This is a genomic window from Halomonas zincidurans B6, from assembly GCF_000731955.1.
GTDB classification, from domain to species: Bacteria; Pseudomonadota; Gammaproteobacteria; order Pseudomonadales; family Halomonadaceae; genus Modicisalibacter; species Modicisalibacter zincidurans.
On the sequence record NZ_JNCK01000001.1, the window covers coordinates 2,875,076 to 2,898,606 of the forward strand.

Genomic DNA, 23,531 nt, shown 5'->3' on the forward strand with positions numbered 1-23,531 from the left:
TTGCGACTCGGTCACGACGACGAATACGAGGGACGAGGGGCCGCGCGAGTCGGCCCCTGAATACCGGACGGCGAATCAGGCGGCTGGCGTGCGACGATGCTCGGCGACGAACGCCTGGACCACGGCCAGCTCGGCCGGCAGCACCGTATAGCGCTCCTCGCGCTCGAGCAGGTCGTCCATATGCGACGGCAAGGGCACGCCGGGAAAGCCGGCCTTGACCACGGCATCGGCGAACTTGGCCGGGTGGGCGGTGGCTAGGGTGATCATCGGCGTGGCGGCGTCCGCCCGGCAGACCTCGGCGGCGCGGTAGCCGGTAGCGGTGTGCGGGTCGAGCAGTTCCTTGGTGCGATGATGCGCCTCGCGGATCGCCTCGAGGATCGTCGCATCGTCGACGCTGTGGCTGGCGAATTTCTCGCGCAGCCGGGCCAGCGGCGCCTCGGCCAGCGCGGCGGGCTCGTGCTGGAAGCGTTCGAGCAGCGCGCATACCGCCTCGCCGTCGCGCTGGTAGGCGTCGAACAGCAACCGCTCGAAGTTCGACGACACCACGATGTCCATCGACGGCGCCAGCGTCGCTTCGAGTTCGCGCTTGGCGAAGTCGTTGTCGGCCAGCGTGCGGTGCAGGATGTCGTTGGCGTTGGTGGCGATCACGAACTGCTTGACCGGCAGGCCCATCTGGTAGGCCATGTAGCCGGCGAAGACGTTGCCGAAGTTGGCCGAGGGCACGCAGAAGCTGACCTCGCGGTGCGGCGCGCCGAGCGCCACGCCGGCGGCGACGTAGTAGACGATCTGCGCCATGATCCGCGCCCAGTTGATCGAATTCACTGCCACCAGCCGCGTACCGTCGAGGAACGCCTGGTCGGCGAAGCTGGCCTTGACCATCGCCTGGGCGTCGTCGAAGTTGCCCTCGATGGCGATGTTGAAGACGTTGTCGGCGAGCACCGAGGTCATCTGCCGGCGCTGCACTTCCGAGACGCGGTTGTGCGGATGCAGGATGAAGATGTCGAGATTGTCGCAATGCCGGCAGCCCTCGATCGCCGCCGAACCGGTATCGCCGGAGGTGGCGCCCATGATCACCGCACGCTCGCCACGCTTGATGAGGAAGTGATCGAGGATCCGGCCGAGCAGTTGCAGGGCGACATCCTTGAAGGCCAGGGTCGGGCCGTGGAACAGCTCGAGCAGGAAGTGGTTGCTGTCGAGCTGATTGAGCGGCACCACCGCCTCGTGGCTGAACGTCGCGTAGGCGTCGTGGACGATGTCGCGGAAGGTCGCGTCGTCGATCTCGCCGCCGACGAACGGTTTCATCACTCGGAAAGCGATCTCGGCGTAGGACAGCCCGGCCATCGCCGCGAGTTCGTCGCGCGAAAGTTGCGGCACGCGCTCGGGCACGTAGAGCCCGCCGTCGCTGGCCATGCCGGTGAGTACCACGTCTTCGAAGTTAAGCGCGGGCGCCTGCCCACGCGTGCTGATATAGCGCATGATTCACTCCGTGAGTGACGAGCTTCGAGCCTACGAGCCGCGAGCCATCTCGCTCGATGCCCGGAGCTCGCGGCTCGAAGCTGATGTCATTGCTGTTCGTCGAGCGACTCAACGCGGATCCGGGTCACCGGGCCGGCGATGTCCGACAGCGACTCGAGCTGGCGGATCACCTCGTTCATCTGCTTCTCGCGGGTGCGATGGGTGAGCAGGATGATCGGCACCAGCTCGCCCTCGGTGGCTTCCTTCTGGATGATCGCCTCGATCGAGATGCCCTGTTCGGAGAGGATCGTTGCCACCCGCGCCAGCACGCCGGGGCGGTCCACCGCCAGCAGCCGCAGGTAGTAGGCGGTGACGATGTCCTCCATGGGCAGGATCGGCAGGCTGTCATCGCCTTCGGTGATGCCGCTGAAGGCCAGGTAGGGCACCCGGTAATGATGTTCGGTGGCGATGTCGCGGGCCACGTCGAGCAGATCCGCGACCACCGCCGAGGCGGTCGGCTCGGCGCCCGCGCCGGCGCCGTAGTAGAGCGTCGGACCGACGGCATCGCCCATCACCGCGATGGCGTTCTTGACGCCGTGCACACTGGCCAGCAGGCGCTCCTTGGGGATCAGCGTGGGATGCACGCGCAACTCGAGACCGGCCTCGGTGCGCTTGGAAATGCCCAGGTGCTTGATGATGTAGCCGAGATTATCGGCCTGCTCGACGTCCTCGGCGGTGATCCGCGAGATGCCTTCGGTGTAGGCCTTCTCGAACTGCAGCGGCACGCCGTAGGCGATCGAGGCGAGGATGGTCAGCTTGTGGGCAGCGTCGATGCCCTCGACATCGAAGGTCGGGTCGGACTCGGCGTAGCCCAGCGCCTGAGCTTCGGCGAGCACGTCCTCGAAGGCCCGGCCCTCGTCGCGCATGTGGGTGAGGATGTAGTTGCCGGTGCCGTTGATGATCCCCGCCAGCCACTCGATGCAGTTGGCGCCGAGGCCTTCGCGGATCGACTTGATCACCGGAATGCCGCCGGCCACCGCCGCCTCGAAGGCGACGATCACCCCCTTGTCGTGGGCGGCCCGGAATATCTCGTTGCCGTGCACGGCGATCAGCGCCTTGTTGGCGGTGACCACGTGCTTGCCGTTGGCGATCGCCATCAGCACCAGTTCGCGGGCGACATCGTAGCCGCCGATCAGTTCGACCAGCACGTCGACGTCGGGATTCTGCGCCACCTCGAAGATGTCGGCGGTGACCTTGACGCCGGTGGTATCGCAATCAGGGTTGTCGCGCCGCGCGGCGACCTGCTCGATGACGATCGGCCGCCCCGCGCGACGCGCGATTTCGTCGGCGTTGCGCATCAGCACATTGAACGTGCCGCTACCGACGGTCCCCAGCCCACAGATACCCACTCTCACCGGTTTCAACGTCATGCTCCCTATCTTGTCTGTATGGTCTCGACCCGGCCTGCGGCCGAACGCTTGTCTCCAACGCCTCCGCTCTCAGCCGGACTTGCGTGTATCGAGGCCAAGCATGTTGGCCAGTCGCTCGGCGGAAACGTAACCCGGCACCATGCGCCCGTCGGGCAGCACGATGGTGGGTGTGCCCTGCACGCCCAGCTCGAGCCCCAGATAATACTGCTCCGAGACCGGATTGTCGCAATCCGGGGCATTACTCAGCGTGTCGCCCCGCTTGGCCGCGCTCAGCGCCTCGGCGGGATTGGCGGCACACCACACCTGGGCGAATTGCCGCGCACCGCCGGATTGCAGGCCGCTGCGCGGAAAGGCCAGGTACTCGACCTCGATGCCCATCTCGTTGAGCCGCGGCACTTCCTTGTGGAACTTGCGGGAATACGGGCAGGTGACGTCGGTGAAGACCTGGATGACGGCCCGGGGCTTTTCGCTGCCGCGGAAGACGATGCGCTGGTCTTCGGGCACGGCGGCCAGGCGTTTGGCGCGCTCGGCGTTATTGGCCTGCCGAGTCTGGTTGACCTGCCCCTCGGGGCGGTTGACGTTCAGCGCGCCGGCCTCCGGAGTCGCCGCCTGGGAGAGCACAGCGATCGACAGGGTGGCGATGGCCAGCAGGCCGGCGGACAGAGTGCGTGACCTTCGATGCATGATTCAACCTCGTGGATGGTGTTCGGCGTGCAGCGCCTCCAGGCGCGCCTGCGCCACATGGGTATAGATCTGCGTGGTCGATAGATCGCTATGCCCCAGCAGCAGCTGTACGACCCGCAGGTTAGCCCCATGATTCAACAGATGGGTGGCGAAAGCATGGCGCAGCGTGTGCGGCGACAGCGGCTTGTCGATCCCCGCCAGGCGTGCGTAATGCTTGACTCGGTGCCAGAAGGTCTGGCGGGTCATGAAGCCGTCGCGGCGCCCCGCAAACAGCGGCGCCTGACGGATATCGTCCATCAACTGCCCGCGCCCGCCGCGCAGATAGCGCTCGATCCAGCGCTGGGCCTCCTCGCCCATCGGCACCAGGCGCTCCTTGTCGCCCTTGCCCCGCACCCGCACCACCCCCTGGCGCAGATTGACGCTGTCCTGGCGCAGACCGACGAGTTCCGAGACCCGCAGCCCGCAGGCATACAACAGCTCGAGCATCGCCCGGTCGCGCAGCCCCAGCGGCGTCTCGACGTCGGGCGCCTCGAGCAGCCGCTCGACCTCGGCCTCGTCGAGGGTGTCGGGCAATCTGGCATGCACCCGCGGCAGCCGCACTTCCGTCAGCGGGTCAGCATCGCACATTCCCTGGGCCAGCGCCCAGCGGTAGAAGCGCCTGAGACTCGACAATAGCCGCGCGTTGCTGCGCAGTTGATAGCCCGCCCGGCGGCGCGCCTCCAGCCAGTCGGGCAGCGTCTCGCCCCCCGGCTCGAGCAGCGCAAGGCCACGTTCCGTCAGGCACGCGCACCAGGCCTGCAGGTCATGACGATAGGCGCTCAGGGTATGCTCGCTGGCGCCCTGGTCGAGCCACAGGGCATCGAGAAAGGCATCGATCAGTTGAGTGTCGTCATCGCGACCGCTCATGGTGTCGTCCTATGTCGTCGCCATTGCCCGATGCACAGGGCCAGATACGCAAGCCAGATACGCAAAACCCCGCCCCGCAGGATGCGGCGACGGGGTCGCGTGGCGCGCTGAAGCGGGCTTGTCAGGCCAGCTTTTCCTTGATTCGCGCCGACTTGCCGCTGCGCTCGCGGAGGTAGTAGAGCTTGGCCTGACGCACGTCGCCGCGACGCTTGACCTCGATGGTCGCCACCTGCGGGCTGTAGGTCTGGAAGGTCCGTTCGACGCCGACACCGTGGGACACCTTGCGCACGGTGAAGGCGGAGTTCAGGCCGCGGTTGCGCTTGCCGATCACCACGCCCTCGAAGGCCTGCAGACGCTCGCGAGCGCCCTCGACGACCTTGACCTGCACGATCACAGTGTCACCGGGAGAGAACTCCGGAACGGCCTTCTCCATCTGCTCGGCCTCGAGCGCCTGGATCACCTTGTTCTTGCTACTCATGATGCAACTCCTTGACTGATGTTCTTGCCGGGCGGGTCGCGCCGTGCCTTGGCACGGTGACTGACGGTCCTTTGGCGACCGCACACGCCCGCCTGGCGTGTGATCCCGACGCTCAACGACGCGGGAACGAGTATGGGTGACGCGTGGCGCTCGCGCTAGCCGGTCTCGACCGGCCCCGGGCCACGCTCCTCCGCCGGGTCGGCGTGTTCGGCGATGAAGGCCTCGAGCAACTCGCGCTGCTCGGCGTTCAACGCCTGGCTCTGCAACAGCTCGGGGCGCCTGAGCCAGGTGCGCCCCAGCGACTGCTTGAGGCGCCAGCGACGAATCATTTCATGGTTGCCGCTGAGCAGCACGTCCGGCACCCGACGCCCGTCGATCGTCTCGGGGCGCGTATAGTGCGGACAGTCCAGCAAACCGTCGCTGAAGGAGTCCTCCACGGCGGACCCCTGATGGCCGAGCACCCCCGGCACCAGGCGGGCCGCCGCGTCGATCAGCACCATCGCCGGCAGCTCGCCGCCGCTCAGCACGTAGTCGCCGATCGAGACCTCTTCGTCGATGTCGCTCTCCACCACGCGCTCATCGATGCCTTCATAGCGCCCCGCAACCAGCACCAGGGGGCCGCTGGCCGCCAATTGCTGCACGCCCCGCTGATCCAGAGGCCGCCCCTGCGGCGACAGGTAGACCACCTTGGGCGGGGCGTGCGAGCGTCGCTCGCCCTGCTCGCGCGCCGCATGGATCGCCTGGCGCAGGGTGTCGACCTTCATCAGCATCCCCGGACCGCCGCCGTAGGGCCGGTCATCGACCGTGCGGTGGCGATCCGTGGCGTAATCCCGCGGGTTCCAGAGCTCGATTTCCAGGAGCCCCTGGCTGACCGCTCGACCGGTCACCCCGAAGCCGGTCACGGCTTCGAACATGCCCGGAAACAGTGAGACGACACCAATCCACACGGCAGATCCCTAGGGCCCAAAATCGACAGTGCCCCAAGGCACGTTCGGGCAGCCTGATGCTAGAAATCCGGATCCCAGTCGACCGTCAACCGGCCGGCGTCGAGATCCGCCTCGCGAATCACCTCGTCGGGCAGAAACGGCAGCAGCCGCTCCTTGCCATCAAGGCTGAGTTCGTCGCCCTGCACCACCAGCACATCGTTGGCGCCGGTCTCGAACAGGTAATTCACGTAGCCCAGATCGACGCCCTGCAGCGTCACCACCCGCAGCCCCTCGAGCTGGTACCAGTAGTAATCGCCCGCATCGAGCGCCGGCAATGTCTGCTTGGGCAGCAGTATCTCCGCGCCCGCCAGCCGTTCGGCCTGTTCCCGCGAATCGATGCCTTCGAGACTGGCCACCAGGCCATTGCCCTGACGCCGCCCCTGAACCAGGCACCGGGCCACGCGTTCGCCGCGTGCCACGACGATCCATTGAGGGTAGGCGAGAATGCCGTCCATCGGGCTGGTATACGAATACACCTTCAACCACCCCTTGACGCCGTAGGGGCTGGTCAACTTGCCCAATACGACGTAGTCGTCATCCGACGCGCCGGTAGCGGCACCCTTCATCGCGTTACTCGGCATGCCGGACACCGCCTCAGGCCTGTTGCTTGCGGGCTTCTTTGATCAGCTCGGCGACGCGATTAGAAACCTGCGCACCGAGGCTCTGCCAGTGGCTGATGCGCTCGAGGTCGACGCGCAGACGCTCTTCCTGACCGCGGGCGACCGGGTTGAAGAAGCCGACGCGCTCGATGAAACGACCATCGCGAGACTTGCGCGAATCGCTGACGGCCAGATGATAGAAGGGACGCTTCTTGGCGCCACCCCGTGCCAGACGAATGGTAACCATTGCGTTACTGTCCTTCGGTTGTATTCAGAAATTACGCCACAGTGACGACTGCAGCTGCAGTCATGCGCCGCGCATGCGCGCAGCTTGCCACGAAGACGCAGCATTCTACGGAAATCGGCCGGCGTTGGAAACCTTTTTCCGCTTCGCTCAGCGGCGCGGAAATCCCCCCGGGCCGCCCATGCCGCCCATGCCGCCCATGCCGCCGGGACCGCCCATACCACCCGGGCCGCCCCCCATGCCGGGCATTCCGCCCATGCCGCGCATCATCTTCTGCATGCCGCCCTTCTTGCCGACCTTCTTCATCATCTTCTGCATCTGCTTGTGCTGCTTGAGCAGGCGGTTGAGATCGGGCACCTGCAGGCCGGCGCCGGCGGCGATGCGGCGCTTGCGCGAGCCGTTGATGATGTCCGGCTTGTGGCGCTCCTTGGGGGTCATCGAGTTGATCAGCGCCTCGAGCCTGCCCAGCTCCTTCTCCATTCCCGGACCCTGGGCCGCCTCGGCCATCTGCCCCATGCCGGGCAACTTGCCCATCAGTCCGCCCATGCCGCCCATCTTCTTGAGCTGCTGGAGCTGATCGCGGAAATCCTCGAGATCGAAGCCGTCGCCCTTCTTGACCTTCTTGGCGAGCCGCTCGGCCTTGCCCTTGTCGACGCTGCGCTCGGCCTCCTCGATCAGCGACAGCATGTCGCCCATGCCGAGAATCCGCGACGCCACGCGATCGGGGTGGAACGGCTCCAGGGCATCGACCTTCTCGCCCATGCCCATGAACTTGATCGGCTTGCCGGTGACTTGGCGCACCGACAGCGCCGCCCCGCCGCGCGCGTCGCCGTCGGCCTTGGTCAGGATGACCCCGGTCAGCGGCAACGCATCATGGAAAGCCTTGGCGGTATTGGCGGCGTCCTGGCCGGTCATGGCGTCGACGACGAACAGCGTCTCCTGCGGCGTCAACGCCTTATGCAGCGCCTGGATCTCGTCCATCATGTCGCTGTCGACATGCAGGCGACCTGCGGTGTCGACGATCACCACGTCATGAAACTGGATCTTGGCGTGCTTGACCGCGGCGGTGGCGATCGCCACCGGCTGCTGGTCGCTGGCCGAGGGGAAGAAGTCGACCTCGACCTCCTTGGCCAGGGTCTCGAGCTGGTCGATCGCCGCCGGGCGATAGACGTCGGCGGATACCACCAGCACCTTCTTCTTCTCGCGTTCGCGCAGAAAACGCGCCAGCTTGGCCACCGAGGTGGTCTTGCCCGCACCCTGCAGGCCCGCCATCAGGATCACCGACGGCTGCGTCTTGAGTTCGAGCGGCACGTTGCCTTCGCCCATGATCGCCTCGAGTTCCTGCTGGACGATCTTGACGAACTGCTGGCCCGGCGACAGGCTCTTCGAGACTTCCTGACCCACCGCCCGCTCGCGCACACGCTCGATGAATGCCTTGACCACCGGCAGCGCGACGTCGGCCTCGAGCAACGCGCGGCGCACCTCGCGCAGCGTGTCCTTGATGTTATCCTCGGTCAGTCGCGCCTGACCGGTAATCGACTTTAGCGTCTTCGACAGACGATCCGAGAGGCTCTCGAACATGTGACTCTCCGGCTATGGGTGCACGGTGCCCGGCATGGGCGGGACGGGGCGTCACGCACGGCGGCACCACGCGTTTGGACAACGATTATACGCGTTCACGTGGCGTGTCTCCATGCTCGCGACCGGCACAGGCTGGGCGCGCGCGACACAATTCGCTATAGTGGCGCGCGTATCGATTCGCTTTTCCATCCAGCTCAGAAGGTGGTTACAAACGTCGCTTGTAAGCATCTTCTCAGGTCGGCAGGACCTTTCATGCAGGCGTTCCCCTTCGCTATCTTGGCCATGGTCTTCTACGTCGCCGGCGGCGTTTGCCAGGGCCTGGCGCTGACCCGGCGCGTCCCGCCGCATCCAGTTCTGGTGCGCGCCCTGGGCGTGCTCGCCGTGGCCTGCCACAGCGTGGTGGTGGCCTCCGCGCTGGGCGATCTCGGCGAGATGAGCCTGGGCATCTCGGCCAGCGCTTCGCTGGTCAGTTGGCTGGTCGTCATCCTGCTGCTGCTGGCGAGCCTCTTCAAGCCGGTGCTGAGTGCCGCCGTGGCGCTGTTCCCGATCGCCGCCGCGACCATCCTGCTGGCCACCGAACTGCCGGTAGGCAGCCATCGGGCCGAACTCACGCCGGGGATCATGATTCACATCCTGACCTCGATCGTGGCCTTCGCGGTGTTCGCCATCGCCGCCGTCCAGGCGTTTCTGATGGCGCGCCAGAATCAGGCGCTGCGCCATCACCATACGCGCGGTCTGGTGCAGTCGCTGCCACCGCTGACCACCATGGAACGCGTGCTGTTCGAGCTGATCTGGGTCGGCATGGTGCTGCTCACCGCGGCGATCATCAGCGGCATCGTGTTTCTCGACAATATCTTCGCCCAGCACCTGGTGCACAAGACGGTGCTGTCGTTTGCCGCCTGGGTGATTTTCGCCACGCTGCTCGCCGGTCGGCATTTCCTGGGCTGGCGCGGCAACCGCGCGGCACGCTGGACACTGGGCGGCTGCGCGTTGCTGCTGCTGGCCTACTTCGGCAGCAAGTTTGCCCTTGAAGTGGTTTTCGAGCGAGTCTGAAAGCCCGCACCGATGCCCCTCGCCTTGACACCGGGGCGCTCGATTCCCTACAAACGAGCTTGATACGCGATTGAGGACTCTTCGATCTTGAGCGACGACATCCCCTTGGGACTGCTGTTCGGCCTGCTTTTCCTGCTTGTTTGCCTGTCTGCCTTCTTCTCGAGCTCCGAGACCGGCATGATGTCGATCAATCGCTACCGGCTGAGCCATCAGGCGAAAAGCGGCGAACGGCGCGCCCAGCGAGTCGTGCGCCTACTCGCGCGTCCCGATCGGCTGATCGGGGTGATCCTGATCGGCAACAACTTCGCCAACAACCTGGCGGCGTCGATCGCCACCATCATCGCCATCCATTTCTTCGGCGACGTGTCGGGCCCGGCCATCGCGACCCTGGTGCTGACCATCGTCATCCTGATCTTCGCCGAGGTCACGCCCAAGACCTACGCGGCGATCAAGCCCGAACGCATCGCCTTCCCGGCGTCGCTGGCCCTGGAGCCGCTGCTCAAGGGACTCTATCCGCTGGTCTGGCTGGTCAATGCGATGTCCAACGGCCTGCTGCGCATGCTCGGGGTCAAGAACATCGAGGGCGGCGCCGACAATCTGACCCGCGACGAACTGCGCACCGTGGTCCACGAAGCCGGCACCATGATTCCGCGTCGCCACCAGGCAATGCTGCTGTCGATCCTCGATCTCGAGAACGTCACCGTCAACGACATCATGGTGCCACGCCACGAGATCGCCGGCATCGATCTGGACGACGACCTGGAGAGCATCCTCGCCCAGATCCGCGCCAGCCAGCATACCCGCGTGCCGGTCTTCAAGGGCGACATCAACAACATCATCGGCATCCTGCACCTGCGCAACGCGGCGCGCTTTCTGTCCAAGCGCGAAGTGACCAAGGCGGCGATCGTCCAGGAGGCCCGCGAACCCTATTTCATTCCCGAATCGACGCCGTTGCATACCCAGCTGCTCAACTTCCAGCAGCAGAAACGGCGCATCGGCATCGTCGTCGACGAGTACGGCGACGTGGAGGGACTGGTCACGCTGGAGGACATTCTCGAGGAGATCGTTGGCGAATTCACCACCGACGTCGCCGGCATGCACAAGGAGATCCATCTCCAGGATGACGGCAGCTACATCATCGAGGGCACCGCCAACATCCGCGAGATCAACAAGATGCTCGGCTGGCAGTTGCCCACCGACGGGCCCAAGACCCTCAACGGCCTGATCATCGAGCATCTCGAGTCGTTCCCCGACGCGCCGGCCTGCCTGCAGCTGGGTACGACGCGCATGGAGATCATCAAGGTCAAGGACAACCTGATCACCGCGGCGCGCTGCTGGCAGTCGGCACGTCGCGGCCGGATCGCCTACTGACGCCCCTTGACCGCCTTGCAGGCCAGGCTCTGCTCGGCGTTTTGCTTGAGCGTGCGCACCCGCGCCTCGAGCGTCGCACGATCGGCCTGCCCCGGCGACAATGCCTCGCCGAACACCAGCGCGACCCGCGGCCGGAAGCGCCGCGGCAACTTGGTGAAGGCCCTGCCTTCGCAATGCGAGGTCCATGACCCCCACAAGCCGGCCAGCGCCGCCGGCACCACCGGCACCGCGTCGCGGCGCAGGATCATGTCGACCCCGCGGCGAAAATACTGGACCTCGCCGTCGATGGTCAGCCGCCCCTCGGGAAACAGCATCACCACTTGACCATCGCGTAGCGCTCGGCTGACCTCCTGCATGGCGCGGCGCACCCCGCCGGGATCGCGGCGTTCGGAATCCACCGGAATCGCCCCGGCCAGGCGGAAGAACCAGTTCAGCCCCGGCGACTCGTAGATCGGCCGGTCCATCAGAAAGCGCAGCGGTCGCGGGCTGGCCCCGCCGATCACCAGCGCATCCATGAAGCTGACGTGATTGCAGACCACCAGTGCCGGGCCTTGCGCGGGGATGTGGCCGCGTCCGACGAAACGCAGCCGATAGAGCACCCGCGTCAGGGCAAAGATCGCCAGCCGAAGTACCGCACGCGGGTTGATCGTCAGGGCCGCCAGGCCGATCAGCAGGGCGATGCCCGCCAGCCAGGCGAAGAAGACGTTGAGCGAGACGCCCAGCACGCTCAACAGCAGGATGCCGAAGCCCGCGGCAAGCACCATGAACAGCGCATTGAGCAGGTTGTTGGCGGCGATCATGCGCGCCCGCTGATGCTCGGCGCTGATCACCTGAACCAGGGTATAAAGCGGCACGATATACAACCCGCCACCGACGCCGACCAGCGCCAGCGCCAGCGACATCACCCAGAAGCCCGGAGTGGCCAGCAGCGTGGCGAGTGACATCGCCTCGCCGGCCAGCGCCGGCTGCTCGGCAAACGTCAGCCCGCCGGCGGCGATCAACAACGCCCCCAGCGGCACCAGGCCCAGCTCGAGGCGCCCGGCGGAAAGCCGCGCGCAGAGCAGCGCCCCGCCGCCGACACCCAGCGCGAAGGCACCCAGCAGCCAGCTGACGGCGCTTTCGCCACCATGAACCACATCGCGCACCCACGCCGGCAACTGAGTCAGATAACAGGCGCCCAGAAACCAGAACAGACTGATGCCCACCAGGGCGCGGAAGATCCGCGGTTGACGCCAACTGTCGCGCAGCACCGCGACGCTGCCGGACAACGGCCGCCAGCCGACCGGCCCGGGATCGCTGGAGGGCGCCGCCGGCACGGCCAGGCTGGTGGCGTAGCCGAGCAAGGCCACGCCGATCAGCGTGGCGCCAATCGTCAACCGCGCGGTAGCCGCGTCGAGCGAGGTCAGCACCCCCGCCAGCAGGGTGCCCAGCAGGATCGACACGAAGGTGCCCAGATTGACCCAGGCATTGCCGCGCACCAGTTCAGTGCGCGGCAGATGCTGCGGCAGGATCGAGTACTTGACCGGCCCGAACAGCGCCGACTGGGTGCCCATCATGAATAGCAGGCCGAGCAGCAGCAGAAACTGCTCGAACCATACCGCCGCCGCGGCCAGGCACATGGTGACAAGCTCAAGCAGCTTGAGCCGACGCACCAGACGCTGCTTGTCGAGGCGGTCGGCCAGCGTGCCGCCCCAGGCCGAGAACAGCAGGAACGGCAGAATGAACAGCCCCGCCGCCAGATTGTTGAGCAGGCCGGTATCCCAGCCATAGCGCGGCACCGCAACGAAGGTCAGCAGCAGCAGCAGAATGTTCTTGAAGACGTTGTCGTTGAAGGCGCCCAGTGCCTGGGTCCAGAAGAACGGGGCGAAATGGCGGCGCGCCAGTAACGATCGGCTCACGGCGTCCTCGGGCTGTGCCTGAGCCCGGCGAGAATGGTGGTCAGGAGCTGGTCGAGCAGTTCGCCGACTTCCAGCTGGTGGCCTTGCCAGTAGCCCAGGCGCTCGTTCAGGCCCAACTGGACCAGGCCGTGAACGCTGCCCCACAGGGTGCGCGCCATGCGCCGCGATTCGAGTGCATCGAGATCCGGCTGGTACTCCTTGAGGGTCGCTTCGACACGGGTGAACAGGCCCTCGATCATGCTGCTCTGACGCTGGTCGAGCTCGCCCTCCTGGGCCAGCGGGTAGTCGAACAGCAACTGCCAGCGGTAGGGATCCTGACGAGCGAATTGCCAGTAGGCCGTCGCCAGCGCCTTGAGGCGCGGCTCGGGCGCGGCCTCGCCCATCTCCTCGATGGCTCCGCGCAAGCGTTCGAGGGTTTCGATATTGACGTACTGCAGTAGATTGTTGAAGCTGCCGTACAGCTTCAGCAGGGTACTGGGCGCGCAGCCGATTTCCCGAGCCAGCGCACGCAGCGAGAGCGTATGCACGGGCTGTTCACGCAGCCAGCCATCGCATGCCGTCATGACCTGGGCATGCAACGCCTCGGGCGCATGCTGTCTGGGACGTGCCATTGAGTTCCTCGTCTCGTCGCCCGTCCGACGTTGGACGGCGTGATCGAACACTGTTTTCACCCAGCATATCGACACCGGGCGTAAACGCAAGCCCGCTGAGTGCGACTACACCCTGTGCCGACACCTCCTCACCGCGCGCCAGCGCACCGTTCCAGGAGAGCCCATGGCCGGACGCCTGCACATCGCCGCGCACCCGCTCGCCGAGCTGATGGACGGACTGCACGTCGATCAGCCGCTGCAGCAAAGCCCCAACCGCGCCCCGCGCAATCCGCTATCGATCGTTCGCCAGACAGGCTCGGGATGGCATCTGGCCACGGCGTTCTGGGGGCTGACGCCGCCCTGGCTCAAGGTGCTCGATCACGCGCCGCACTGCGCGCGCGCCGAATCCCTCGATGAACGCGCCATGTTCCGTGACGCCTTTGCCGCGCGACGCTGCGTGATCCCGGTCAGCGGCGTCTACCTGTGGAAGATCCAGCCGCGCATGAAGCAGCCGTTTCTGATCACCCGGGGCGACCGCGGCCCCCTGCTGCTCGCCGGGTTGTGGTGCCGCTACCACACCACGCTGAGTGCCTACAATGATTCCACGGCGCTGATCACGGTGCCGGCCAATCCCTTGCTGGCTCCGCTCAGCGAGCGCTTTCCGGCGCTGATAGCGCCCCAACGCCTTGCCGAATGGCTCGACCCGGCGACGCCGCTGTCGCGGGTACGTGACGGCCTGTCGCCGGCGCCTTTGGAACTGTTGGGCGCTTTTCCTGTATCAAGACAGGTAAACGACCCCGCCAATCAGGATTGGGCCTGCGGCCGCCCCACCGGCAAGATGATCCGTTGGCATAGCGAACAGGAGACATGATGCACTCACTGCGATCCCGGTCCAGCGCCCTTGCGCTGCTCCTCGGCCTGCTGTTCAGCGTACCGGCCATGGCCGACGATGGCAGCCAAGCCACGACGGCCGACTCAGCCTCCCCGATCGTCAGCCCTAACGACAACCGCGACTACCGTAGCCTGACGCTGGACAACGGGCTCGAAGTATTGCTGATCAGCGATCCTGACGCCGACAAGGCCGCCGCGGCAATGAATGTCGCCGTCGGCAGCAGCCAGAATCCCGAGGCCACTCCGGGTCTGGCACATTTTCTCGAGCACATGCTGTTTCTGGGCACCGAGCGCTATCCGCAAGCCGACAGCTACCAGCAATACATCAACCAGCACGGCGGCAGTCACAACGCCTTCACCGCCAGCCGCGACACCAACTATTTCTTCGATATCGAGCCTGGCGCACTCGAGGGTGCGCTCGATCGCTTCAGCCAGTTCTTCATCGCCCCGCGCTTCAACGCCGATTATGTCGACCGCGAGCGCCAAGCCGTGAACTCCGAGTACCAGGCCCGACTGCGTGACGATGGGCGTCGCGTCAACGAAGCCATGAACCAGGCGCTCAACCCCGAGCATCCCTCGACACGTTTCGCCGTGGGCAATCTCGAGACGCTCGAGGATGGCAGCCAATCACTGCGTCAATCGCTGATCGACTTCTACCAGGCCCGCTATGGCGCCAACGTGATGAATCTGGTGGTGATCGCCCCGCAATCGCTGGAAACCCTGGAAGGCTGGGTTCGCGACGATTTCGCCGCCATCCCCGATCGTGGCCTGACCCGGCCCACCCTGCCTCAACCGTTGCTGACCGACGAGCAGCTGCCGGCTCGGCTCGCGGTCAAGAGCCTCGAGGATCGCCGCCAGGTGCGCTTCGTCTTTCCCATCGCCGACCCGCAACAGGATTATCGTCACAAGTCGCTCGACTACCTCGCCAACCTGCTCGGCCACGAGGGCCAAGGCAGCCTGCTGGCTGCGCTGCGCCAAGCCGGCTGGGCCGATGGGCTGTCCGCGGGTAGCGCGCAGGGCGACGGGGACGACGCGCTGTTCGTGGTCGACATCAGCCTGACGCCACAGGGCGCCAAGCGGCTCGACCGGATCCAGGCCAGCCTGTTCGCGATGATCGAGCGTATCCGCAAATCAGGCCTCGATGCCTGGCGCTACCAGGAGCAGGCCCAACTCGCCGAGCAGGATTTCCGCTTTCAGCAGCGCGGCGAGCTCATCGACCTGGCCAGCAGCCTGGCGATGAACATGGCCTACTATCCGCTCGAGGACGTCCAGTACGGGCCGTACCGCATGGATGGCTATCAGCCCGACGAGCTGCGCACGATCCTCGCCAAGCTCACCCCCGAGCGCCTGCTGCGCGTCTACAGCGGGCCCGCTGTCGAAGGCGAGCAAACCACCGAGTGGTTCGACGCGCCCTATCGGCTAGCGCGCCTCGACGAGTGGCCCCCGGCCGAGCCGCTCGACGGGCTGGCATTGCCCGAGCCCAACCCCTACATCGCCGAGAACCTGAGCCTGCTGCCGCTCGATTCCGCACCGCCCAAGGCACTGATCGACACCCCCGAGCACGCCCTGTGGTATCGCCCCGACGCAAGCTTCGGTACGCCGCGCGTCGAGTGGCGCTTCAGCCTGCAGAACCCCGCCGCGGCAAACAAGGCACGCGATGCCGCCCTGACCCGGCTGCTCGCCGGCTGGCTCAACGACAGCCTCAACGAAGCGCTCTATCCGGCGCGCCTGGCCGGCCAGTCGTTCAACGCCTACGCCCATGGCCGCGGCATGACGCTGTCGTTTTCCGGCTGGCGGGACAATCAGGAGCGGGTCATTCAACGCGTGCTCGAACAGCTGCGCCAGGGCGAGATCGCCGCGGACAGCGTGGCGCGCGTCAAGCTAGGGCTCGAGCGCCAATGGCGCAATGCCCCCCAGGGACCGCTCTACCAGCAAATGCAACAGACCCTGGGCGACGCATTGATTCGTCCCAGCTGGTCGAATACCGCCCTGCTCGACGCCATCGACACCCTCGACGCCGACGACCTGCGCGCCTATCGCCGGCGCTTTCTGGATAGCCTGCACCTCGAGAGCCTGGCGGTCGGCAACCTCGAGCCGGCACGGGCGCGTCGCGTGGGGCTGAGCGTCGCCAATGCCCTGGCCCCCGAGCTGGCCGATTCAGCGATCCCCGATCTCGAGACGCTTGAGGTGCCCCGCGAGCCGCCGACCCTGCATCCGCGCTCGACACGCAACGACAGCGCCGTGCTGGGCTACCTGCAGGGCAACGACCGCTCGCTGGATAGCCAGGCCCGGCTGGCAGTGCTCGGCCAGTTGATCGAGACGCCCTTCTACGCGCAGCTGCGTACCGAGGAGCAGCTCGGCTACATCGTCAACGCCGGCTATCAGCCGCTGCTCGAGGCGCCCGGCATCAGCCTGCTGGTCCAGTCACCGAGCGCCGACGTCGCACGCATCCAGTCGCGTATCGACGCCTTCCTCGGCGACTTCGGCAAGCGTCTGGCCGGACTCGACGCAGCGAGCCTCGCGCCCTACCGTCAGGCGGTGCAAGACCGGCTGCTCGAACGCGATGCGTCGTTGTCCGAGCTGACCCAGCGGCTATGGCTCGAGCTGGCCTACGACGACACCGATTTCGATCGCCGCCAGCGGCTGGCCGAACGGGTCTCGAATCTCGACGTCGAGGATATACGCAAGGCCTGGCAGAACCTGCAAGCGAGCCCGGCGCTGACCGTCACCTTCGCCCCCGGCGACGCGCCTAGCGAGGTGAGTGCCCGGACCGCCGGCTTCGAGGCGTTGCCCGAACGGCGCTGAACCGCCATCGCTCAGCGTCATCCGCAAAAACGCCCGCCGGTAATCCCGGCGGGCGTCTTGTTGTGCCTGTTGACCACGGGTCGCTAACGCCGGCCATCCCGTTCACGCTACTCGAAGGCCTGGGGCGGCATCATCGCCTCGACATGCATGACCAGTTCCTCGAGCACCTGACGATCGCGATCGCTCAGCGCGACCTGGTTGAGCTGCTCGATTTCGCGGGCAAACGCCTTGAGAGTCAGAATCCCCAGCGAGGTATCGTTCATCCGCGCCCAGCGAAACGCCTCCCACTGCTGCTGCTCCTCGCTATTCAAGGTGTCGGGATAGCTGCGTGCGCGCAGCCGGAACAGCATCTCCTCGAGTCGCGGGTCCTGAAAGGCGAAGGCCGTCTCGCCCAGCGTCTGGGGCTCGGTTTCGTGAACGCGCTGCATCTGCTGACGATCGGCCGGCGAGAAGAAACCGCCGGAGTAGAGCATCATGTCCGGGTCGCTGGGCGTCTTGCCCGGGCCATCGGCGAACGCCGCAGCGGCCTTGCGGGCCGCCTCGGGGCGTGCGCGCAGCGCCTGCCAGTGACCCTCGCAGCGCGCGCGGTCGAGCTTGAGCCGCGCCTGCACCTCGTCAGTCAGCGCCGAGATCGGCAGCAGTACCGGGCTACGGTTGATGTGGATGACCTTGAGCGGGATCCGCGATTCGCCCTCGCTGAGCTCGTCGGCACTGGCGAAGACCCGGGCGCGGATCGCCGCGACGTCGAGTTCGAACAGCGGCTCGGGATCGACGCTCAGGTCGTAGACGATCACCCCGTTGGGGTTCGATGGATGCTCGGCCAGCGGCATCACCAGCGCACTGCAGCCGCGGCTGGCCGGATAGCGCCGCGAGATGTGCAGCATCGGCTTGTGCGTGGGAATATCCAATAGCCTGGCCACCGCGCGCTTGCGGCGCAGCTCGAGCAGGTAGCCGAACAACTTGGGATTGCGCGCGCGCAAAAGCCGCGCCAGGGCGATCGTCGCGCGCACGTCGGCCAGCGCATCGTGGGCGCCGGCGTGCTCGATGCCGTTGGCCGCGGTGAGATCCTCGAGCCGGAAGCTCGGCGCGCCGTCCTCGCGCAGCGGCCACTTTATGCCCGCCGGGCGCAGCGCATGAAAGGCCCGCACCACGTCGATCAGATCCCAGCGCGAGTTGCCGTTCTGCCACTCGCGGGCATAGGGGTCGAGGAAATTGCGATAGAACAGATGGCGAGTGACCTCGTCGTCGAAGCGCAGGCTGTTGTAGCCCAGCACGCAGGTGCCCGGCACGCTCATCTCGGCGTTGATGCGCGCCGCGAACTCCATCTCGGGCAGCCCGCGCCGGCGCGCCGTTTGCGGCGTGATACCAGTGATCAGGCAGGCCTGCGGCGCCGGCAGGTAATCGTCCGCCGGCTGGCAGTAAAGCGCCAACGGCTCGCCGACCTCGTTGAAATCGGCATCGGTGCGGATGGCCGCGAACTGGGAAGGTCTGTCGCTGCGCGGATCGGCGCCGAACGTCTCGTAGTCGTGCCACAGGAATGTCTGCGGCGAATCGTTGCGCTGCGCCATGCACGCTCCCTCTACCGGCTCAAAGGGTCCAGACTAGCACAGCGCCTCGCCCGACTCAGCAACCCCGGTCAGCGCGGCAACGTGACGTTGAGCTCGAGCACCGAGCAGTCGTCTTCGCTGTCGAGGGTGATGTTGATGGCATCCTGATCGACATTGACGTAGCGCCGAATCACTTCCAGCAATTCCCTCTCGAGCATCGGCATGTAATCCGGCTGGTCACGCTGGCTGCGCTGGTGCGCCACGATGATCTGCAGGCGCTCCTTGGCGACCGACGCGGATTTCTTGCGTTCACGCTTGAGAAATTCGAGTAGCTTCACCGACGACCTCCTCCGAACATGCGGGAGAGCAGGCTCTTCTTCTGATACTCATGGAAACGCAAAGGCACTTCTTCGCCGAGCAGGCGGGAGACCGTATCGGTGTAGGCCTGGCCGGCATCGCTCTTCAGGTCATGGGTCACCGGAACGCCCTGGTTGGACGCTCGCAACACCGCCTCGGACTCGGGGATCAGGCCGATCAGGTTGATCGCCAGGATCTCGTGGATGTCCTCAAGGTTGAGCATGTCACCGCCGGTGACCCGTTCCGGATCGTAGCGCGTGATCAGCAGGTGCTCCTTGACCGGATCGCGATTCTGCTCGGCGCGCCGAGTCTTGGAACCCAGCAGGCCGAGGATGCGATCAGAGTCGCGCACCGAGGAGACTTCGGGATTGGTCACCACCACCGCCTCGTCGGCGAAATACATGGCCAGCTGCGCGCCGCGCTCGATGCCCGCCGGCGAATCGCAGACCACGTAATCGAAGTCCTTGCCCAGGGTGTCGAGCACCTTCTCGACGCCCTCGGCGGTCAGCGCATCCTTGTCGCGGGTCTGCGAGGCCGGCAGGATATGCAGGTTCTCGACCCGCTTGTCGCGGATCATCGCCTGATTGAGCCCCGCCTCGCCCTGGATCACGTTGATCAGGTCGTAGACCACGCGTCGTTCGCAGCCCATGATCAAATCGAGGTTACGCAACCCCACGTCGAAGTCGATTACCACCGTTTTCTTGCCGCGCAGTGCCAGCCCGGTGGCGATGGCTGCTGCACTGGTCGTTTTTCCGACCCCGCCCTTGCCGGAGGTCACTACAATGATCTTGGCCAAGATAAGCTTCCTGTTGCTGATATCGAAGATCGTCTCGCCGCGGCCGGCTCAGGCCAGCGGCGCAATGGTCAGCTGATCGTCATCGAGCCGCGCCTGCACGGCCTTGCCCAGCAGTTGCGGGTCGATGTCTTCCAGACGTTTGTAATTGCCGGCCAGCGAAAGCAGTTCGGCACGCAGTTCGTGACAGAAGATGCTGGCCTCGCGATCGCCGTGGATACCGGCCAGCGCACGCCCGCGCAGCGCCCCGTAGACATGGACGTTGCCGCCCGCCAGCACTTCGGCACCGGCGTTGACCGCGCCGAGCACGACCAGGTCGCCATCCGGCGCGGTAACCTGCTGCCCGGAGCGCACCGTGCCGCGATGAATGCGACTGCCCACCGCGACCACCCCACCGACGCCGGGCACCAGGGGCGGTTTTTCCTCGGGCAGCGCGTCTTCACCGCCCGTCGGCTCGACGCTTTCCAGGTTGCGGACACGTTCTTCCTGAGGCGGGAACCAGCCCAGCCCCAACGCCCAGGCCGACTGCTTGACCGGATCGCCGCCGCCACGCACCGCCACCGGCAACAACTTGTGGGCGCGGCAGACCGCGCAGACACGCTCCAGCGCCAGGTGCGGCTCGTCGAGCTTTTCGACACTCAGCATCACCGGGGTGTGCTGGAAGAAGGCCGGCGCCTGATTGAGCTTGCCGACCAATTGATCGCGAATCGCTTCAGGATCGGCGCTGGTCAGCTCCATGACCGTCATGGGCAGCATGCCACCCTTGAAAGTGAAGGCGCTGCCCGCCCTGTCCACATTGAGGCTCATAGCCGGTCTCCACGGTCGGGTAATGACAGTTAAAACTAAGCGAGGGGTCGCCGGGCTGCAACTGATCATACGCCCAGCGTGCGACGCTTGTCAGTGTCGCCAGGCGACGACGCCCGGGCTTTTCCGGCGTCGATGCGCATGCTTATATAGCATGGAGGCCACAATGACGGCAGCGGATGCCGCCGGATGCCTCACTTTCGTACGCCACATCATCAGGGATGCGTAGCCACTCATGCCAGTCATGCCAGGATTTCTTCGTCACCTCTTCGCCCCACGCTGGCAGCACAGCGATCCCGCGGTGCGCCGCCAGGCCATCGACCGCCTCGACCCCGCCGACGTCGAGGACCGCCAGCGTCTCGAAACGCTGACCACCGACAGCGACGGCGAGGTGCGACGCGCCGCGCTGGCGCGTTTCGACGATCCGGCTCGGCTGGTCGGACTGCTCGAACGTGGCGCCTCCCGCGAACTCCACGAACGCCTGCTGGCCTTGCTGATCGGGCGCGCCGGCGATACGCCGCTGGCATTCCGGCTGACGCTGGTCGAGCGACTCAATGATCCCGAGCTGCTCGAGGCGATCGCCCTGCAGGGCGACAACCAGGACCTGCGGCTGGCTGCCCTGGCACGCCTCGACGACGAAGCGCGGCTGCTCACGCAGGCCTGCGAGAACGGCATCGCCGCGGTGCGCCAGGCGGCCGCCGAGCGCGTCACCAGCGAATCCGCGCTGACCCAGTTGAGCCGCCGCGCCCGGCGCGACAAGCAGGTGGCGCGAATCGCCCGCCTGCGCCTCAACCGCCAACGCGAGGACGCCGCCGAGGCGCGCCAGCGTGCGGCGCGCCGCGAACAACTGCTCAGTGCACTCGAGCAACACGCCGAGCATGCCTGGGAGCCACTCTACGCCGGCCGCTATCGCCATCTGCAGCGTGAATGGGAGGCCCTGCCGGACGTGCCGAGCCGCAGCCAGGAGCAACGCTTTCATGAAGCCGCGCTGCGCTGTCGCAAGATCATCGCCGATCACGAAGCCCGGCACCACGCGATCGCCGCCGCCGACCAGCGCCGCGAGGACGCCGACGAGACGCGGCGCTCGCTGATCGAGGCGCTGGAAGATACCCTTGCCGGCCTGCGCCAGGGCGAGCGCATCGGCGAACAGGATATCGCCAGCTTGCAGGCCCAGAAGCGTCTGCTCGCCAATCGCTGGCAGACGCTCTCCGATCAGCACGCCCCGGACGCCACGCTCAGCGAGCGCTACAACGCGGCACTGCTCGAGCACGAACGCATCCTGGCGGCCTGGCAACGTGCCGAGACCCAGGCCGCGGCACTCAAACAGGCGCTCGAGGCTTGCGACGATGCGCCGCTCCGGGACGCCGTCGCCGCACTGGACTGGCCCGCCGACCTGCCGCCGCCGGCGTTGCTCGCCCGCGCGCAGCGCCGTCTGAACGACCAGCGCGACGAAGCGGCCGGCGAGGCCAGCGCGTCGGCCGAGCGCTTTGCCCGGGAGTTGGGCACGCTCGACGAGCTGCTCGACCGCGGCGCCTTCAAGCGCGCCAGCCGGCTTCATCAGAGCCTGCGCCAGCGCCTGGAGCAGTTGCCCGAAGACGCCCGTCGCGAGCACCTGCCAATGCTCAAGCGCCTTGGCGCCCAGCTCGCCGAACTGCGCGACTGGCGCGGTTTCGTCGCCGGCCCCAAGCGCGAGCAGCTCTGCCATGCCCTCGAAGCGCTGGCCGACGATCGCGATCTCAGCGATGGCGAACTCGACCGCCGGCATCGCCAGCTGGTCAAGGACTGGAAGAACCTTGGCGATGCCGCCGCCGACCGCGAGCTTTCCGCGCGCTTTCGCGCGGCCTCGGATCGCATCCACGAGCGGCTCAGCGCGTGGCGCGAGAAACGCGATGCCAATCGTCAGCAGAACCTGATCGCCCGCCAGGGATTGTGCGAACAACTGGAGGCCCTGATTGCCAGGCCCGACCCCCGGGCCGACCCCGACATGCTGCGCCAGATCCGCGATCGCGCCCGCGAGCAGTGGCGACGCTTCTCGCCGGTCCCGCGCGACCAGGCCGAGGCGGTCGGTCAGCGCTTCGGCACCATCCGCCACGCCCTGCAGATGCTGATCGATCAGCGCGCCCAGGAGATCGCCGCCAGCAAGCGTGAACTGGTCGAGCAGGCACAGACACTGCAGAACGATGACGGCCCCGCTGCGCAACGCGCCGAGCAGGCCAAGCTACTGCAACAACGCTGGCGCGAGCTGGGACGCGCGCCCAAGGGCGAGGAGCAGACGTTGTGGCGCGCCTTTCGCGGTGCCTGCGACAACATCTTCGCCGCTCGCGAGAACGAACGCGACGACCACGCCCAGCGCAGCCGCGAGCGCCTGGACGCCATGCAGGCACTGATCGAGCGGCTCGACGCCTGGCAACCGGAAAACAATCAGGACGCCTCGATACTCGAGGCGGCGATCGCCGAAGCAGAAGATCTCGAGCCATTGCCCCAGGGCCGTCGCAGCGAAGGCATGCGCCGGCGCTGGTCGGGCATCGTGCGCGCCCGCCGCGAGCGGTTATCGCGGCTCGCCGTCAGCGAGGCAATCCACGGCTGGCAGGCCCTGCGGCCGTTGCTCGACGCCCACCTGCAGGCCGACACCAAGGCGCTTGCCGGCGAACCCGCCGAGGATGTCGAGAGCCACGACGCGCTGTCCGCCGACATCCAGCGCGCCCACCGGCAGCGCAACGCGCTGCGTCGCGACCCGCCGGAGGCCAACCAGGTCGCCGATCGGCTGACCCGGCTACGCGTTCATCTGGCGCTGCTCGCCGGCAGCCAGGTGAGCCGCGACGACGAGCCGCTGCGCCTGGCGATTCAGGTCGAACGGCTCAACGAAGGATTGGGTCGCGAACAGACCAGGGCCGAGGAGCTGCACGGCGTGCTCGCCGAGATCCTCGCCACCGGACCGGTGGCGCCGGAACTCTGGCAGCGCGAAGCCGGCGAACTCGACCTGCAGCTGTCGCGGCTGGCCGAGTTGCCGCCCGCCTGATCGATCCGTCCCGCGGCGCACGCAATAGCGCGCGTGAAAT

Annotated in this window: 20 protein-coding genes; 5 read left to right on the plus strand and 15 right to left on the minus strand. The window is 66.6% G+C overall.

What is annotated here, in order from left to right; translation table 11 throughout:
• Positions 1-75: 75 nt before the first annotated feature.
• From thrC to ffh, 9 genes are all read right to left on the minus strand, one after another.
• Positions 76-1,476: a threonine synthase gene (thrC, locus tag HALZIN_RS0113415; protein WP_031384715.1), complete on the minus strand. Its 1,401-nt coding sequence runs from the start codon at positions 1,474-1,476 to the stop codon at positions 76-78.
• Positions 1,477-1,562: 86 nt separating this feature from the next.
• Positions 1,563-2,879: a homoserine dehydrogenase gene (locus HALZIN_RS0113420; RefSeq protein WP_031384716.1), complete on the minus strand. Its 1,317-nt coding sequence runs from the start codon at positions 2,877-2,879 to the stop codon at positions 1,563-1,565.
• 75 nt (positions 2,880-2,954) lie between these two features.
• Positions 2,955-3,569 (minus strand): DsbC family protein, encoded by a 615-nt coding sequence (locus tag HALZIN_RS16940; RefSeq protein ID WP_084173595.1) that lies wholly within the window; start codon positions 3,567-3,569, stop codon positions 2,955-2,957.
• Positions 3,570-3,572: 3 nt separating this feature from the next.
• Positions 3,573-4,475: a site-specific tyrosine recombinase XerD gene (xerD, locus tag HALZIN_RS0113430; protein WP_031384718.1), complete on the minus strand. Its 903-nt coding sequence runs from the start codon at positions 4,473-4,475 to the stop codon at positions 3,573-3,575.
• A gap of 121 nt (positions 4,476-4,596) precedes the next feature.
• On the minus strand, positions 4,597-4,953 hold the full coding sequence (rplS, locus tag HALZIN_RS0113435; RefSeq protein ID WP_031384719.1) for a 50S ribosomal protein L19: 357 nt from the start codon (positions 4,951-4,953) through the stop codon (positions 4,597-4,599).
• Positions 4,954-5,108: 155 nt separating this feature from the next.
• Positions 5,109-5,900: a tRNA (guanosine(37)-N1)-methyltransferase TrmD gene (gene trmD, locus HALZIN_RS0113440; RefSeq protein ID WP_031384720.1), complete on the minus strand. Its 792-nt coding sequence runs from the start codon at positions 5,898-5,900 to the stop codon at positions 5,109-5,111.
• 59 nt (positions 5,901-5,959) lie between these two features.
• Positions 5,960-6,520, minus strand: a complete 561-nt coding sequence (gene rimM / locus HALZIN_RS0113445; RefSeq protein ID WP_231662846.1) for a ribosome maturation factor RimM — start codon at positions 6,518-6,520, stop codon at positions 5,960-5,962.
• A 13-nt stretch (positions 6,521-6,533) separates the two neighbouring features.
• Positions 6,534-6,785, minus strand: a complete 252-nt coding sequence (gene rpsP, locus HALZIN_RS0113450; RefSeq protein WP_031384722.1) for a 30S ribosomal protein S16 — start codon at positions 6,783-6,785, stop codon at positions 6,534-6,536.
• 147 nt (positions 6,786-6,932) lie between these two features.
• Positions 6,933-8,363: a signal recognition particle protein gene (gene ffh / locus HALZIN_RS0113455; RefSeq protein ID WP_031384723.1), complete on the minus strand. Its 1,431-nt coding sequence runs from the start codon at positions 8,361-8,363 to the stop codon at positions 6,933-6,935.
• Between the two features lie 252 nt (positions 8,364-8,615).
• On the opposite strand from ffh, the gene HALZIN_RS0113460 reads away from it, so the two are divergent.
• Positions 8,616-9,416 carry a cytochrome C assembly family protein gene (locus HALZIN_RS0113460; protein ID WP_031384724.1) on the plus strand — a complete coding sequence of 267 codons (801 nt, stop codon included), beginning with the start codon at positions 8,616-8,618 and terminating at the stop codon, positions 9,414-9,416.
• Positions 9,417-9,503: 87 nt separating this feature from the next.
• Entirely contained in the window at positions 9,504-10,787 is a 1,284-nt protein-coding gene (locus tag HALZIN_RS0113465; protein WP_031384725.1) for an HlyC/CorC family transporter, read from the plus strand.
• Here the strand turns inward: HALZIN_RS0113465 and HALZIN_RS0113470 are convergent.
• Together HALZIN_RS0113470 and HALZIN_RS0113475 are read right to left on the minus strand one after the other, a co-directional pair.
• Entirely contained in the window at positions 10,781-12,685 is a 1,905-nt protein-coding gene (locus tag HALZIN_RS0113470) for an MFS transporter (RefSeq protein WP_031384726.1), read from the minus strand. The two genes, HALZIN_RS0113465 and HALZIN_RS0113470, sit on opposite strands and share 7 nt — an antisense overlap.
• Positions 12,682-13,296, minus strand: a complete 615-nt coding sequence (locus HALZIN_RS0113475; protein WP_031384727.1) for a TetR/AcrR family transcriptional regulator — start codon at positions 13,294-13,296, stop codon at positions 12,682-12,684. The genes HALZIN_RS0113470 and HALZIN_RS0113475 overlap by 4 nt, the downstream gene beginning before the upstream one ends.
• Positions 13,297-13,459: 163 nt before the next feature.
• On the opposite strand from HALZIN_RS0113475, the gene HALZIN_RS0113480 reads away from it, so the two are divergent.
• Together HALZIN_RS0113480 and HALZIN_RS0113485 are read left to right on the plus strand one after the other, a co-directional pair.
• Positions 13,460-14,146 carry an SOS response-associated peptidase gene (locus HALZIN_RS0113480; protein WP_031384728.1) on the plus strand — a complete coding sequence of 229 codons (687 nt, stop codon included), beginning with the start codon at positions 13,460-13,462 and terminating at the stop codon, positions 14,144-14,146.
• Positions 14,146-16,971: an insulinase family protein gene (locus tag HALZIN_RS0113485; RefSeq protein WP_150113121.1), complete on the plus strand. Its 2,826-nt coding sequence runs from the start codon at positions 14,146-14,148 to the stop codon at positions 16,969-16,971. The genes HALZIN_RS0113480 and HALZIN_RS0113485 overlap by 1 nt, the downstream gene beginning before the upstream one ends.
• Before the next feature lie 107 nt (positions 16,972-17,078).
• Here HALZIN_RS0113485 and sbcB read toward each other — a convergent pair whose 3' ends face one another.
• From sbcB to minC, 4 genes are all read right to left on the minus strand, one after another.
• The gene (gene sbcB, locus HALZIN_RS0113490; RefSeq protein WP_031384730.1) at positions 17,079-18,539 is read right to left on the minus strand and encodes an exodeoxyribonuclease I; all 1,461 of its coding nucleotides are present in this window, start codon (positions 18,537-18,539) and stop codon (positions 17,079-17,081) included.
• 68 nt (positions 18,540-18,607) lie between these two features.
• On the minus strand, positions 18,608-18,856 hold the full coding sequence (gene minE, locus HALZIN_RS0113495; protein ID WP_031384731.1) for a cell division topological specificity factor MinE: 249 nt from the start codon (positions 18,854-18,856) through the stop codon (positions 18,608-18,610).
• On the minus strand, positions 18,853-19,671 hold the full coding sequence (gene minD, locus HALZIN_RS0113500) for a septum site-determining protein MinD (RefSeq protein WP_031384732.1): 819 nt from the start codon (positions 19,669-19,671) through the stop codon (positions 18,853-18,855). The genes minE and minD overlap by 4 nt, the downstream gene beginning before the upstream one ends.
• A 48-nt stretch (positions 19,672-19,719) precedes the next feature.
• Entirely contained in the window at positions 19,720-20,475 is a 756-nt protein-coding gene (gene minC / locus HALZIN_RS0113505; RefSeq protein ID WP_031384733.1) for a septum site-determining protein MinC, read from the minus strand.
• 241 nt (positions 20,476-20,716) lie between these two features.
• Here minC and HALZIN_RS0113510 point away from each other — a divergent pair, with 241 nt between their 5' ends.
• Positions 20,717-23,491 carry a DUF349 domain-containing protein gene (locus tag HALZIN_RS0113510; protein WP_031384734.1) on the plus strand — a complete coding sequence of 925 codons (2,775 nt, stop codon included), beginning with the start codon at positions 20,717-20,719 and terminating at the stop codon, positions 23,489-23,491.
• Positions 23,492-23,531: the final 40 nt, after the last annotated feature.

Coding starts and splice junctions, on each gene's coding strand:
- thrC (WP_031384715.1), bottom strand. CDS start 1,476: ATGCGCTATATCAGCACGCGTGGGCAGGCGCCCGCGCTTAACTTCGAA.
- HALZIN_RS16940 (WP_084173595.1), bottom strand. CDS start 3,569: ATGCATCGAAGGTCACGCACTCTGTCCGCCGGCCTGCTGGCCATCGCC.
- xerD (WP_031384718.1), bottom strand. CDS start 4,475: ATGAGCGGTCGCGATGACGACACTCAACTGATCGATGCCTTTCTCGAT.
- rplS (WP_031384719.1), bottom strand. CDS start 4,953: ATGAGTAGCAAGAACAAGGTGATCCAGGCGCTCGAGGCCGAGCAGATG.
- rimM (WP_231662846.1), bottom strand. CDS start 6,520: ATGCCGAGTAACGCGATGAAGGGTGCCGCTACCGGCGCGTCGGATGAC.
- rpsP (WP_031384722.1), bottom strand. CDS start 6,785: ATGGTTACCATTCGTCTGGCACGGGGTGGCGCCAAGAAGCGTCCCTTC.
- ffh (WP_031384723.1), bottom strand. CDS start 8,363: ATGTTCGAGAGCCTCTCGGATCGTCTGTCGAAGACGCTAAAGTCGATT.
- HALZIN_RS0113460 (WP_031384724.1), top strand. CDS start 8,616: ATGCAGGCGTTCCCCTTCGCTATCTTGGCCATGGTCTTCTACGTCGCC.
- HALZIN_RS0113475 (WP_031384727.1), bottom strand. CDS start 13,296: ATGGCACGTCCCAGACAGCATGCGCCCGAGGCGTTGCATGCCCAGGTC.
- HALZIN_RS0113480 (WP_031384728.1), top strand. CDS start 13,460: ATGGCCGGACGCCTGCACATCGCCGCGCACCCGCTCGCCGAGCTGATG.
- HALZIN_RS0113485 (WP_150113121.1), top strand. CDS start 14,146: ATGCACTCACTGCGATCCCGGTCCAGCGCCCTTGCGCTGCTCCTCGGC.
- sbcB (WP_031384730.1), bottom strand. CDS start 18,539: ATGGCGCAGCGCAACGATTCGCCGCAGACATTCCTGTGGCACGACTAC.
- minC (WP_031384733.1), bottom strand. CDS start 20,475: ATGAGCCTCAATGTGGACAGGGCGGGCAGCGCCTTCACTTTCAAGGGT.
- HALZIN_RS0113510 (WP_031384734.1), top strand. CDS start 20,717: ATGCCAGGATTTCTTCGTCACCTCTTCGCCCCACGCTGGCAGCACAGC.